The following is a 12,522-nucleotide window of genomic DNA, read 5'->3' as shown; positions in this document are numbered from 1 at the left end:
CAGCCCCCGGTTTCTCGTACCTGTCTGTTTCTTCGGGGTTCCCCGGTCTTGGCATGGGATTCGCTTGAATCCTTTCGTCGGCACGCGGCTCCGGCTTGCTGGAATAGCTCAAGCCCGGGCCCGGATGACCGTAGGGGATCCATTGATCAAGCCGAGCCACATACAAACCCGCTATCGCCTGGTCCTGGCCGGTATGCCATTCGCCGCCTCGGCATGTGCACAGGAGGATGAACCCGGTGCTGCCAATGCAGAAGGTGTGGAGGAAACCCTCAGCCTGGGCCCGCCCAATCCGTACCTGAAGAATCTGGCCGAACCCGAACAGGCGCGCTTCGATGAATCAGCGCAGCTACAACCGGAACTGCGACACCGGCAAGCCACGGATTGGGAGAAGGCTGAAGCGTTCCGCATGCACGTCGCTGAAAAGGAGCGGCAATGGGACGAGCAGCGATCCGAGTACGTCTACACAAATCTGGTGGGACCTACGATCCCATTGATAGCCCCTCACGGTTCCCACTTAAGGAAACACATGATTAATGTACACGTTCGCGTTGGTGCCCCAGGTTTTCCGAGACAAGGCGCGGTCCGCAGCCGGTAGTGGTTCTACCGGCAAGGGGCGCAACGCAGGATCGGGGAACCTGGGGCACCAACCCCAAAAGCCATTGAATGCAGGGGCTCGGCCACTTTTGCGCGCGCACGGCGTTGCGGCTCCCTTGTGCAGAATGACTGCACGGCAGTCACCGCGCCTTGTCCGCACGCAAAAGCGACTCGAGCGCGAACGCGTACATTAATCAGTGTTTCCTTAACGCCGTGGAGCTCGGCCGCTCACGGTCCGCCCGGGTCGGTGGCGGCGGCGCGTTTTGCTAGATCGTCGACTCCCAGCCATCGCCAATGGCTCGAATCAGGCCCTATTGTCGGAATACTTGGGCCGTGTGCGTCTAAATTTTACCCTGAGAGAAAAGCGCCAGTCTCAGCCCCATCAGACCCCCGCTTCGGATAAATATGGAGCCTGCACAGATGACCGTAAAACACCCGCTAACGGAGTTTCGCACGCAGTCAGTGGTCTCGATCAGGTGGGCTCTCAGGCGAAGCTGGGAAACCCTTCAAGGCCATGGAGGACGTACCCTGGCCCAATTGGCTGCAAAAAATATAAGGCATTCTTTCAACCTGTGGCGAGACGCAAGCATAGATCGCCGTTTAGGCATCAAGACCGGAGGTCTTGTGAAACGGGAGCATCTGGATACGGACAGCCCCAACAAGAAATTCGCCACAATCTACAAGGCGACGGCCGCCAAGCCCTTCATGGCGATGCTCTCTTATCTCCCGAAGAACCTGGAGGATTTCACATTCGTTGATTTTGGATCCGGTCGCGGACGGACGCTGCTGCTGGCGTCCGAGCTCCCCTTCAAGCGGGTTGTCGGCGTTGAGTTTTCTACGACGCTGCATGCCGAGGCGAACAACAATATCGACTCCTACTGCGGCCGCCGCAAGCTTGGCAATCGACCGGAATCCATCTTGGCGGACGCCACAACATTCCCCATCCCCAATGGCCCTCTTGTTATCTACATGTTCGACCCATTTAATGCCACCGTGACGAAAGGTGTCTTCGATAATATCGTGGCGTCCTACCGTGCGTGCCCCCGGATTATGTACTTTCTTTACTACGGCCCCGTCCACAAGAAGATTGTCCTTGATACCGGAATTTTTTCGGAGCTCCCAACGGCTCCACTACCGCCGGACCCCACATTAGGCCGGCCGTTGGCTTTCAGCCTCTTTGCCACGCCCGAACACAACAACTAACGGGCTGCGTCTGCCACAGCGTGCACCCCGCCTGTTGCCAGGCGGCGGTGATTGCATCCAGTAACTGAACACGGCCGCCCATTCCTCGCTTTTCTTCATTGTGGCCGCCGGGCGAGTCAGTCATGGATGATGATGCGCCCACCGGCGGGGTCGATGTCCACACGCGAACTCGAAAATTCGCAGGCTCCCGCAATCTCTCTCAGCTCTGGCATGTCGTTGAGCTCAGCCAGTTTCCGTAACAGGCCGCCGCCTTCGCAGTCGCGTTGCATCCCGTCGTCCGGATCGGCTGTGCACTCGAACTCGCTTCCGTCCACCGACCAGTCCATGTCCGATGGCATCTTCATGATCACCGGCTCCTCGCGCCTCACCTGCATCTTCACCCGATCCGCGTTCTGTCCGTCCTGCCAATCCACGCTCGGAAAATTGTCGCTGTCCATCATGTCACTCCTTCCTTCCGAATATCCCGCGCAGTGTCACGAGATTTATGCCCATCGTGCGGGGCGCCTTCCGACCCTTGCCTTGATGCCGGGCCGCTTTCCACGCTCGAAAAAATAGGCCGATGTCAGGCTGGCGTCCGTACGGTGTCAAACATAACGAAGACCGCGGGTGTCCTCATTTCTCGCGGGAAAGCGCGCCCGCCAGTTGAGGCAGCACCGCCAACGTCGATCCATGCTCAACCCGCCCTGGCCTTGGGTTCACCCCACGCCTCGACCACGTGCAGATGCGACTCCAGCGAGGCCCTTGGGTCCTGGGCGTATTCGCGTACCGCGCCCTCGATCGCCCGGAGTGCATCATCGGCGCCGAGTAGCTTCACCAGGAACCAGGCCTGATCCACTGGATTGGCATCCGGGCCGGGCGCATTCATGCCGGTCAGACTCTCGTCGCCGATGGACTCCCTGAGGGATTGGTACAGCGGCCGCAACACCTGCGCCCCGTACTCCTCCGCGAGATACTCGCACTGCTTCGCCACCCGAGAGTTCGCCTCGGGTTGCAGGAAGGCTGGTTTGTTCATGTCTTCTCCTTGAGAGCCCCTTAAGGGCCCCCTGATCAACGGCCCCGTCCGCGTCGGTGCCCCATTGTTCCCGGGATCAGACGCGTCACGCAGACCAGTAGTCATTCTGCCGGCACGGGATGCAACGCAGAATTGCGCGGGATAGGGGCCCCAAACCCGTAGGGGCTCGAGACACGTCGCTACTCGCGCTAAGGGCGGGGTGCCCGCATAACTCCAGTCCATCCCGCGGTCCTCATGAATGGCTGGTCGACGACATTGCCAACCCACCCGAAAACTCTGCGTAGCCAGCCCGCGCCCGTCTGTGCGGGGACACACAAACACGCCCCACAATCCCGCGCAGCGCGCATATCCATTTCGCCACTCAAACAGACGCGGCGGGACCGATTGCTGGGGGAGATCGACGCGGCCGCGCCCTTGGCGGAGCGGGCCTACGCAATCGGGCTGGAGCGGAAGCTGCGAATGCGAAGGCCAGGGTCGGATCACGTTAACCAACTGACCCGATGAGCCTTATGCCGAGAAAACCCACCCAGTGGGACGCATACTCGTCCGATCCTGGGCCGAACCGTTTATCCACCCGATCACTCGCCCCAACGTCGCAGATGAACGAGGTCAGCCCGCACCCCATCAAGAACACCCTGGATGCTCCACAAACATCCGATCCGAAACACCGATACCCTTGATAAAGCACAGGCCCCGATCCATCGCCGCCCTCCGCATGCGCTCGACACGGCCCAGTGCCGCCACGTGGTAGCTCCTTCCGCCTCTGCGTATGTGCCGGAGGAAATGCGCCGGATCGATCTGCAGGCGTCCCTGGATCGGCGGAATGGGTTCCGGGATGGCGCCGCGCTTGTCCTCGCGGATCGCGCGCCCAGTCCAGTCGACCAGTTCCAGGTAATCGTCGGTGGTGAAAACCACCGCGTTGGGATGTCCGTCATCGCCCTCGCAACCCAGCGTCGTCAGGCGGGGTTCCGTGCGCTCACAGGACCCGTCTCCGTCCACTGCCGGCTCACTGGCTCGTTCCCGGATGCGCTGCTGGATGGAGGTGAAATCGGATTCCTCAGGCGTGTCCGCCATCCCCGCACGGCCAGGGTTCAGATCCACGTAGCTCATGCAGGTGACCACCGCCGCATCATCCAGTAGCGCCTGGCTCTTGTAGCGGCCCACCCAGAAGCGGCTCTTGCAGCCCTCTTCCGCGTTCGCCCGCCGCGCCAGAGGCTCGTTCAGGCTGCGCATGAACCACGATAGGTCCTGCAAGCGCTCCCGCCACAGAGCGATCTGCGCCTGCGCCCGCTCGCGCTCGGCCTCCGTGCGCGTCTGTCCCGCCCGGTACCGCGCCACCAGCAGCGGCAACGAGAACAAACGCTCCCAGCGCTCCATCACCTCGCTTTCGCTCCAGGATGCCGCCCGCTCCGAGTCGATCCGCAGGACCAGGTGATAGTGGTTTGACATCACCGCATAGGCGCACACATCCACCGCGAATACGTCCTGAAGCGCGCGCAGCCGCTCCAGCACCCAGCCGCGCCGGTGCTCGTAGTTCTTGCCCAAATAGAAATCCTCGCCACACAGGAACGCGCGGCGAACACAACGACCAATGCAGTGGTAGTACGGCGTCGCCTCGATCGAGACGAGCTCCTTCCTGGCTCGCGTCATCAGGACCCTCCCTGGTCCATCCATTTCACCTTGGAACCTAGCCCGGCCGCCTCAGACCGTCAAGAAGAGCATGGCCGTCCTCTTCTCGCTGCATGGTTATCGTGGTCCGACCCGGTGTTCCTTGTTCCCGTTTCCTGGATAGCCTGATTGACTGGAACGAATGTTCGTTCTAGTCTGAAGGTATGGATACTAGTACCAACACCCAACGTGCCCGCACCACCCCTGCCACCGAACAGGTGCTGGGGGCGGCGCTGAATCTCTTTTCTGAGCAGGGGTATTTCAATACCTCGATTCCGGACCTCGTTAAAGCCTCTTCGGTCAGCACCGGCTCCATCTACCACTACTTTCGCGACAAGGAGGGTATCGCCCGGAAACTCTACGACACCCTGGTCGAGCGGATGGAGTCGCATTTCAGTGAGATCGAGGCGACCCATGCCACGGCTCAGGATCGCTGCCGGGCAGTGATCGCGCTGCTCTTTCAGCTGACCGAGCAGGAGCCGGCGGTGATGCGGTTCATGCTGTTTTCCCGCCATCAGGAGTTTATGCCGGATCAGAAACCGGTCTGCTCCTCGCGCCCTTTCGTACAAATGCGCGAGATGGTAGCCGCCGGGATGAAGGGCGGCGAAGTCCGGAAGATGACCCCAATTATCGCGGCATCGGCCGTGTTTGGCGGCGCGCTGCGCTTAATTCAGTTACGTCTGGATGGGATTCTGGATGCGCCATTGCCGGAGTATTTCGATGAGATCTGGCAAAGCGCCTGGCGGTCGGTGGCGGTCTGAGCAACCTGTTCAGGCGGCATCGGCCTTTTTTTGGTCCCTAAACCCGAACGAACGTTCGTTCTAAGGAGTCAGCAATGAAATCACTTGCAATCGTGGTTCGCGAAGACGGGTACGACAAACTGCTCACGCCCCTGGCGTTTGCCTATCTGCAGGGGGCCGAGGGCACCCAGGTCGATCTACTGTTTGTGAACTGGGCGGTCAAGGCGCTGACCGAGGAAGGCGCGCAAGGCCAGGTGATCCAGGGGGAGCATGCCGATCAGGATGGCTGGGTTCGCCAGCAGGTCGAGAAGGCGGGATTGCCGCCGGATATCTATGACGTAATCAAGGCCCTCAAGGCCACCGATAACGTCAATTTTTATGCCTGCAGCCTTGCGGCCAGTATCTTCGGCGTGAACGAGGACAACCTGATCCCGGAAGCCAGCGGCATCGTCGGCGCATCCTGGTTTTTGAACGAAAAAGCCGCCAAGGCCGAACATTGCCAGTATTTCTAAGGAGCAAACACATGACTGATATCAAGGCCGACAGCAAACTGGACACCAGTGGTAAATGTTGTCCGATGCCCATCGTGGAAACGAACGTGGCCATAAAGAAGATCAACAGTGGCGACATTCTGGAGATCGTCGCCACTGACCCCGGAACAGTCACGGATATTCCTGCCTGGTGTGAACGGACTGGCCACACATTGGTGGAATCTCGGACGAGCGAGGGAGGCTTCCAGTTCTATGTCAAAAAAGGTTGACGTCAATGAGCTGTGCGGGGGTTGCGTGTATTACCCACCCAACCTTCCCGCAACAGCCTATAGCGAAGCTGACTATCATGAACTCCAGCAGAAGAGCTGTTCATACGATCATCAGCCAGACGATCAAGACTGCCGGAAAACACGTAAAACCAGTTGCTCGATTGTTGATCTGCAGACCCTGCAAGATCAATAAATATCCCGGAGTGAGTCATGAAACCGCCCCGGCTCTACCGCATCGTCGATCGCAAAGCGCTGACGCGGGCCCTCGACCTGCCCTGCGTCCAGTCCCTCGCCGATACCCATCACGCCTGGGTGGCAGACGCACTGCGAAACAACTCCGTCGCGAAGGATGATCGCTGGTCCCAGGCACTCGCCGGCAGAAGCGACTCATTCGTGCGCCAGATCCAGGCACAGCTGGGTATCCGCACCGTCGATCGCTCCGTACGCACCGACGCCGAAGCTACACATCTCGCCGAAGACCCCGCCCCTTGCACCCCCATTCCTGGCCGCAAATGGCCACTCCAAGGCCAGTAACCATTCCCATTAAGGCGGCAACCTGTGGATTGCAAACCACGCCTGGAGGTCCGACCCCGTCATTGCAGCTCAGACCGTCAAGAAGATCATGGGTGTCCTCTTCTCACCCGCCGGAAACCTGTAGGGGCAAAAGGCAAGATCTGATCCCATGCTCGCTCTCTGGCACTCAGGCCGCCACTCCTGTACACAGGGGCGCCTGTCACAACCACCATCCGGAGCTTGCATGTCCAGGAAACCGTTCCTACTGATCGCCTTGCCCTTGGCCGTACTGATAGCGCCCCCTGCGTGGGCCGACGAAGGCGAGATCCAGCGCATCCTGGAGGCCAAGGGGGCCGCGTGGGAAGCCGGCGATGGCGCAGCCTGGGCCCGCGACTACGCGGAGGATGCCGGGGTGGTCAATCTCGTCGGCACACGCCTCGAGGACCGTTCGAGCAACGCACAACGGCATACGGACTTGCTGCAGGGCCCCTTTGCCGGAACATCGCTGAGTGTCGACGTCCAGGACATCACCCTGCTCGGCGACGACACCGCCTTCGCGGAGGTCATGTTTCGGGTTTCGGGTATCGAATCCATGCCCACGGGCCTGCCGGACCGCGGCGACGGCGAGCTGCACACGCGCATGAGCTTCCTGTTCGAGCGCCACGATCACCAAGGCTGGCAGATCCGGTTCGGACAAAACACCGCCGTGCACCCATAGCAGACGTCAGGGTCAGACCTTGCCTTTCGTCCCCGCCGGAAAACTCCAGGGGCAAAAGGCAAGGTCTGATCCCACAAACCTCACCGAGCTTCTTCCTGGCTCGCGTCATCAGGACCCTCCCTGGTCCATCCGTTCCCTCAAAACCCAGTCCGATCGCCTCAGACCGTCAAGAAGATCATGAGTGTCCTCGTCCTCCACGAGATCTCGTAGACCAATGTGGCCTATCGAACAGACGCCCTACTACGTCGGCAGCAGGATCCTCACCAAAGGCTAGGCTGCCGACAGTCTTAACGTCAGGTTTACAGGCCAGCATCCTCGCATCCGCCGTTGAACAACGCTGCCTAGGGCGCGGGCGGTACACCGGTAGCAGAATCACCTATGAGAGAAGACCGGACGTGTCCTCTTCTGCGCGGCCGGGACCGAATAGGGGGTCGCTTCCTGATTTACTAGTCTTATACGGCTACTCGTTTCTTCTTCCTATACGCTGGATCCTCTCGATGCCCGATTCTGACTGTTACGCCCTGCTTGCCAATCCACATGTACGCCTATCAGGCACTGTCGATCAGGACATGTATAACAGCTTCCGGAAGCAGCTCGAAGGCTGCCCGGACACCGGGCCGATTGTAATCACCATCAACACCCTTGGCGGCGACCCCGAGATGGCCCGGGTGATGGGTGACGACGTCCGTTTGCTGCGCGAGCAGGACGGACGCGAGATGATCTTCCTCGGCAAGGTCGCTGTCTATTCGGCCGGCACGACTTTCATGTCATTCTTTCCGGTCGATTGTCGCTTCCTGACCAAGACGACTCGGTTGATGATCCACGAGCGCCAGATGCAAAAGAAGGTCGTTGTCGATGGTCCGCTTCGTACCTGTGTCGCGGCGCTCAAGGCCACGCTCCACGAGATCGAACAATCGATCGTCATCGAGGAGGAGGGCTTCCGCGCGATCGCTGAGGGCTCTAACGTCGATTTCGAGACGATACGCGCCCGGGCTCTCGAAAACTGGTATATCGATTCATCCGAAGCCATCAAGCTCGGGCTGATCCACGGCGTGATCTAAGTCGCGCCGCGCTGCCATTGACCCTTTCTTCAGACCAGCCTAAAACAAGAAGGACATGGGTGTCCTTTTCTTCGTTTACGTTCTCTCCGTGCTGCCCATCCACGGTCGGCAAGTTGTCGCTGGCCATCAGCTCACTCCTTCCTTCCGAATATCCCGCGCAGTGTCACGAAATCGAAACGCCTCGTGCGAGGCGCCTTCCGGCCCTTCCTTTGATGCCAGATCGCTTCCCGCAAAAGAACAATTAACCCTCTCCCCCTGAAACCTCGTCAGCCCGCCTCAAACCGTCAAGAAAATCAGCGGTGTCCTTTTTCTCCGTGTCTTTGGTTCCCGCATCGACCCGCAGGGGCTGCCGGGGCGGGATGCCTGCTAAACTGCGAAGTCCGTCACGCTGGATGCTCGCACTCCCATGTCCGACGACGCCCACGCCGACACCGCCTTTCGCTCCCAGCTGCGCCATCTGCGCATCTCCGTGGCGCTGGCGGCCCTGGTGTGGACGTTCTTCTTTGCCGGGCTGAGCGTCTGGCTGCTGGATCACTTCCGCTCGATGACCCTGGATCTGGCCTACCAGGAGGCGCGGGCGAACTTCAACAAGGACCAGGCCTTCCGTTTCTGGGGCACGCTGCACGGCGGGGTCTACGTGCCGGTGGGCGACCTGACCCAGCCCAACCCCTATCTCGCGCACCTGCCGGAGCGCGACATCACCACGCCAAAGGGTCAGGAACTGACCCTGATGAACCCGGCCTACATGCTGCGCCATCTGAACGAGGAATTCGGCGACCTGTTCGGGGTGCGCGGCAACATCACCAGCCTCCAGCCACTGCGCTCGGAAAACGCCCCCGACCCGTGGGAGAAGGAGGCGCTGAAGGCCTTCGAGGAAGAGGCGAAGGAACGCCTGGAGGTCGCGGAGATCGACGACGAACCCCACCTGCGGTTCATGGCGCCCATGCATGTGGACCGCGGCTGCATGGAGTGCCATGGCCATCAGGGCTACGAGGTGGGCGACATCCGCGGTGGCGTTTCGGTCGCGGTGCCGCTGCGTGATTACCTCCAGCGCGAGCAGCAAAGCGCCACGGTCACTCTCTCGGCCCTGGCCGGGGTGTGGCTGCTGGGCGTCACCGGACTCGGCGTGGGTGCCCGGCGCCTGGGTCGCGACATCCGCGCCCAGCACGCCGCCGCCCAGCACATTCGCGAGCTGAACACCGGCCTGGAGCAGCGCGTGCAGGAACGCACGGCGGAGCTGGACGACGCACGCCGACAGGCGGAAGACGCCAATCGCGCCAAGAGCGTGTTCCTGGCCAGCATGAACCACGAACTGCGCACGCCGCTGAACGCCATCCTCGGGTTCTCGCGTCTGGCTGCGCAGGGGAGCAACCTGACGTCCGAGCAACGCGACCACCTGGGTCTGGTCGAGCGCAACGGCGATCACCTGCTGTCACTGATCAACGACGTGCTGGACATGGCCAAGATCGAAGCTGGCCGCCAGACCGTAGAGTCGGGCACGCTGGATCTTCCGCAGACCCTGCGCGATGTCATCGACACCCTCGGCGCACGGGCGCGAGAGAAGGACCTGGCCCTGACCCTGGACACCGATCCCGCCCTGCCCCGCTTCATCCGCAGCGATGCCCGCAAGCTGCGCCAGATCCTGATCAACCTGGTGGGTAACGCCATCAAGTACACCGATTCCGGCGGTGTCGACCTGCGCGCCGAACAGACCCAGACGCCCGAGGGCGACCTTCGGCTGCACCTGATCGTGGAGGACACCGGCCCCGGGATCGCGCCGGAGCTGCAGGAGTCGATTTTCGAACCCTTCATCCAGGTCGGCGAGGCCGGCACCACCGAAGGCACCGGCCTGGGCCTGCCGATTACCCGCCAGTTCGCGGAACTGCTGGGCGGTTCAGTGGAGGTCTCCAGCACCCCGGGCCAGGGCTCCCGCTTTACGGCGGAGATCCCGCTGGAGGTGCCCGAGGACGCGCCCGAACCGGACACGCAGCCCGCGCGCCGGATCCTGGGCCTGGCGCCGGGCCAGCCGACCTGGCGCATCCTGGTGGCCGACGATTCCGAATCCAACCGCATCCTGCTGCAACGGCTGCTGGAGGGGGCGGGGTTCGAGGTGCGCCTGGCGCGCGATGGCGAAGAGGCCGTGGAGATCTTCCGCGAGTGGCAACCGCACTTCGTGTGGATGGACATGCGCATGCCGCGCATGGACGGCTACCAGGCGACGCGTGCGATCCGCGAAGCCCCCGGCGGCCAGGACACGGTCGTGGTGGCCCTGACCGCCTCGGCATCGCTGGCGCAGTCGCGCGAGATTCGCGAGGCGGGCTGCGCCGACCTGATCAGCAAGCCTTACAGCGACGACGACATCTTCGGCACGCTGCAGCGCCACCTCGGCGTGGAATTCCGCTACGCGGAGGCCGACACGGCCCCCGCCGCGGACGACACCCGCGACCTGGAAGCCCTGGCCCCGCAACTGCAGGCCCTGCCCCCGGAACGCAGGGACGCGCTGGCACGGGCCGTGCGCTCCGGTGATCTGCGCGCCATGACGGACTGGCTTGAAGCCCTGCGCAACGAGGAACCCGAGCTCGCCGCAGCGGTCCGCAGTGCCGTGAACGCCTTTCGCTACGAGACCCTCCTCAACGCCCTCGGGGAAGACCGCAAATGACACAGTCACCGGACACCGGGGACGGCATCCTGGTGGTGGACGACAACCCCAACAACCTGCGCCTGATGGTCGACGTGCTCCAGCAGGCCGGGCTGGGGGTGCGCGTGGCACCGGGTGGCCGGCTGGCGCTGGAGTCCGTCGCCGAGCGGCATCCGGCGCTGATCCTGCTGGACATCCGCATGCCGGATCTCGACGGCTTCGAGGTCTGCCGCCGCCTGAAGGCGGACCCCGACACCGCGGACATCCCGGTGATCTTCCTCAGCGCCCTGCGGGAACCCGAGGACAAGCTGCGCGGGTTCGCCGCCGGCGCCGTCGACTACATCACCAAGCCCTTCGTGGCCGAGGAAGTGCTGGTCCGGGTCAAGAGCCACCTGGCCATGCACCAGTCGCATCAGGCCCTGGAGGCCCTGGTCACCGAACGCACCCGCGCCCTGCACACCGTCTCGGCAGGCAACCGGGCCCTGGTCCATGCAGAGAACCCGGACGACTTGCTGCAGGGCATGACCTCCGCCATCACCACCACCGGCGGCTATGCCGCGGCCGGCGTCCGGCTGCAGGACGGACCGGAGCATCGGACCAGCACACAGGTGGAATGGGTGGAGCCCGGCCCCGGCTCCATCGAACCGGACGGTGCCTGCCTGGTGCCCCAGCCGGATCCCGCCCTGCTCGTCCTGGTACTGCCGCTGCACGACGACCGGGGCCGCCTCGGCAGCCTGCAGGTCGCCGCGCATACCCAGGATGCCTTCGCCGAGCCCGAGAACATTGCGCTGCTGAACGAACTGGCCGGCGACCTCGTCTACGGCCTGCGCACGCAGCAGTCGCGCGCCGCGCTGGAGCACTCCCTGGAGCGCACCATCGAGGCGATGGCCGCCACCATCGAAGTGCGTGACCCCTACACCGCCGGCCACCAGCAACGCACCACGCAGGTCGCCGACGCCATTGCCGTGGAACTCGGCCTGGACGCGGAACGGCGCAAGGGGCTGCATGTAGCCAGTGCGGTCCATGACATCGGCAAGATCTCGGTCCCGGTCGAGATCCTGGCCAAGCCCGGGCTCCTGTCGTCGGCGGAGTTCGAGCTGATCAAGGGACACGCCGCGTCGGGGTACGAGATCCTCAAGGGCATCGACTTTCCCTGGCCGGTGGCCACCATCTTGCGTCAGCACCACGAGCGCCTCGACGGTTCCGGCTACCCGGACGGCCTCCAGGGCGATGCCATCCTGCCGGAGTCGCGCATCCTCGCGGTCGCCGACGTGGTCGAGGCCATCCACTCGCACCGTCCGTATCGCCCGGGCCTGGGGCTGGAGGTGGCGCTCAAGGAACTGCAGAAGTACCGCGGCAGCCTCTACGACCCGCAGGCCGTGGACGCCTGCTTGCGCCTGGCCGAGCAGGGGCGCCTACCGCTGGAAACCTCCTGACGACATTCCGGGCGTCGCGACGGTCCCTTATTGCTCCTCCAGCGGAGAGCCGAGCCAAGGCGCGGCTCGGACCCACGATGACCACCTGACTCCGAGAGGCTTATATCCTGCCAACCGGCCCTCTGGGAGGCTTCCCCGCCCCATTTCCTGGTCAAGACCGTGTATCCCCCAGATAACCT

13 protein-coding genes are annotated in these 12,522 nt (G+C 62.7%); 10 read left to right on the top strand and 3 right to left on the bottom strand.

Annotated features, from left to right (window positions below):
* The first annotated feature begins 142 nt into the window (after positions 1-142).
* Together D578_RS15590 and D578_RS0111350 are read left to right on the top strand one after the other, a co-directional pair.
* Positions 143-595 carry a hypothetical protein gene (locus D578_RS15590; protein ID WP_231364115.1) on the top strand — a complete coding sequence of 151 codons (453 nt, stop codon included), beginning with the start codon at positions 143-145 and terminating at the stop codon, positions 593-595.
* A 419-nt stretch (positions 596-1,014) separates the two neighbouring features.
* Positions 1,015-1,797: a class I SAM-dependent methyltransferase gene (locus D578_RS0111350; protein WP_231364114.1), complete on the top strand. Its 783-nt coding sequence runs from the start codon at positions 1,015-1,017 to the stop codon at positions 1,795-1,797.
* A 116-nt stretch (positions 1,798-1,913) separates the two neighbouring features.
* Here D578_RS0111350 and D578_RS0111345 read toward each other — a convergent pair whose 3' ends face one another.
* The 3 genes from D578_RS0111345 to D578_RS0111335 all read right to left on the bottom strand — a co-directional run bounded on the left by D578_RS0111345 (position 1,914) and on the right by D578_RS0111335 (position 4,459).
* Positions 1,914-2,237 carry a hypothetical protein gene (locus D578_RS0111345; protein ID WP_018950062.1) on the bottom strand — a complete coding sequence of 108 codons (324 nt, stop codon included), beginning with the start codon at positions 2,235-2,237 and terminating at the stop codon, positions 1,914-1,916.
* Between the two features lie 233 nt (positions 2,238-2,470).
* The gene (locus tag D578_RS0111340; RefSeq protein ID WP_018950061.1) at positions 2,471-2,809 is read right to left on the bottom strand and encodes a hypothetical protein; all 339 of its coding nucleotides are present in this window, start codon (positions 2,807-2,809) and stop codon (positions 2,471-2,473) included.
* A 624-nt stretch (positions 2,810-3,433) separates the two neighbouring features.
* Positions 3,434-4,459, bottom strand: a complete 1,026-nt coding sequence (locus D578_RS0111335; RefSeq protein ID WP_018950060.1) for a transposase — start codon at positions 4,457-4,459, stop codon at positions 3,434-3,436.
* Between the two features lie 182 nt (positions 4,460-4,641).
* On the opposite strand from D578_RS0111335, the gene D578_RS0111330 reads away from it, so the two are divergent.
* From D578_RS0111330 to D578_RS0111295, 8 genes are all read left to right on the top strand, one after another.
* Complete coding sequence (locus D578_RS0111330) at positions 4,642-5,238, top strand: TetR/AcrR family transcriptional regulator (protein WP_018950059.1); 597 nt, start codon at positions 4,642-4,644, stop codon at positions 5,236-5,238.
* Between the two features lie 74 nt (positions 5,239-5,312).
* Positions 5,313-5,729 (top strand): DsrE family protein, encoded by a 417-nt coding sequence (locus D578_RS0111325; protein WP_018950058.1) that lies wholly within the window; start codon positions 5,313-5,315, stop codon positions 5,727-5,729.
* 11 nt (positions 5,730-5,740) lie between these two features.
* Positions 5,741-5,977: a sulfurtransferase TusA family protein gene (locus tag D578_RS0111320; RefSeq protein WP_018950057.1), complete on the top strand. Its 237-nt coding sequence runs from the start codon at positions 5,741-5,743 to the stop codon at positions 5,975-5,977.
* 210 nt (positions 5,978-6,187) lie between these two features.
* Positions 6,188-6,511, top strand: coding sequence for a hypothetical protein (locus D578_RS14960; protein WP_018950056.1), 324 nt, complete (start codon positions 6,188-6,190; stop codon positions 6,509-6,511).
* 223 nt (positions 6,512-6,734) lie between these two features.
* The gene (locus tag D578_RS0111310) at positions 6,735-7,208 is read left to right on the top strand and encodes an SgcJ/EcaC family oxidoreductase (protein WP_018950055.1); all 474 of its coding nucleotides are present in this window, start codon (positions 6,735-6,737) and stop codon (positions 7,206-7,208) included.
* A 497-nt stretch (positions 7,209-7,705) separates the two neighbouring features.
* Positions 7,706-8,269, top strand: a complete 564-nt coding sequence (locus D578_RS0111305) for a ClpP family protease (protein ID WP_026289312.1) — start codon at positions 7,706-7,708, stop codon at positions 8,267-8,269.
* A gap of 406 nt (positions 8,270-8,675) precedes the next feature.
* Complete coding sequence (locus D578_RS0111300) at positions 8,676-10,928, top strand: ATP-binding protein (protein WP_018950053.1); 2,253 nt, start codon at positions 8,676-8,678, stop codon at positions 10,926-10,928.
* Positions 10,925-12,343, top strand: coding sequence for an HD domain-containing phosphohydrolase (locus tag D578_RS0111295; RefSeq protein ID WP_018950052.1), 1,419 nt, complete (start codon positions 10,925-10,927; stop codon positions 12,341-12,343). The genes D578_RS0111300 and D578_RS0111295 overlap by 4 nt, the downstream gene beginning before the upstream one ends.
* Positions 12,344-12,522: the final 179 nt, after the last annotated feature.

It is taken from the genome of Thioalkalivibrio sp. ALMg11, assembly GCF_000377905.1.
In the GTDB taxonomy this organism is placed as follows: Bacteria; Pseudomonadota; Gammaproteobacteria; order Ectothiorhodospirales; family Ectothiorhodospiraceae; genus Thioalkalivibrio.
This window is presented reverse-complemented; position numbering and strand designations above follow the sequence as displayed.

Bases quoted from the DNA above. Each gene is read 5' to 3' on its own strand.
- D578_RS0111350 (WP_231364114.1), top strand. From the start codon at position 1,015: ATGACCGTAAAACACCCGCTAACGGAGTTTCGCACGCAGTCAGTGGTC.
- D578_RS0111345 (WP_018950062.1), bottom strand. From the start codon at position 2,237: ATGATGGACAGCGACAATTTTCCGAGCGTGGATTGGCAGGACGGACAG.
- D578_RS0111340 (WP_018950061.1), bottom strand. From the start codon at position 2,809: ATGAACAAACCAGCCTTCCTGCAACCCGAGGCGAACTCTCGGGTGGCG.
- D578_RS0111335 (WP_018950060.1), bottom strand. From the start codon at position 4,459: ATGACGCGAGCCAGGAAGGAGCTCGTCTCGATCGAGGCGACGCCGTAC.
- D578_RS0111330 (WP_018950059.1), top strand. From the start codon at position 4,642: ATGGATACTAGTACCAACACCCAACGTGCCCGCACCACCCCTGCCACC.
- D578_RS0111325 (WP_018950058.1), top strand. From the start codon at position 5,313: ATGAAATCACTTGCAATCGTGGTTCGCGAAGACGGGTACGACAAACTG.
- D578_RS0111320 (WP_018950057.1), top strand. From the start codon at position 5,741: ATGACTGATATCAAGGCCGACAGCAAACTGGACACCAGTGGTAAATGT.
- D578_RS14960 (WP_018950056.1), top strand. From the start codon at position 6,188: ATGAAACCGCCCCGGCTCTACCGCATCGTCGATCGCAAAGCGCTGACG.
- D578_RS0111310 (WP_018950055.1), top strand. From the start codon at position 6,735: ATGTCCAGGAAACCGTTCCTACTGATCGCCTTGCCCTTGGCCGTACTG.
- D578_RS0111305 (WP_026289312.1), top strand. From the start codon at position 7,706: ATGCCCGATTCTGACTGTTACGCCCTGCTTGCCAATCCACATGTACGC.
- D578_RS0111300 (WP_018950053.1), top strand. From the start codon at position 8,676: ATGTCCGACGACGCCCACGCCGACACCGCCTTTCGCTCCCAGCTGCGC.
- D578_RS0111295 (WP_018950052.1), top strand. From the start codon at position 10,925: ATGACACAGTCACCGGACACCGGGGACGGCATCCTGGTGGTGGACGAC.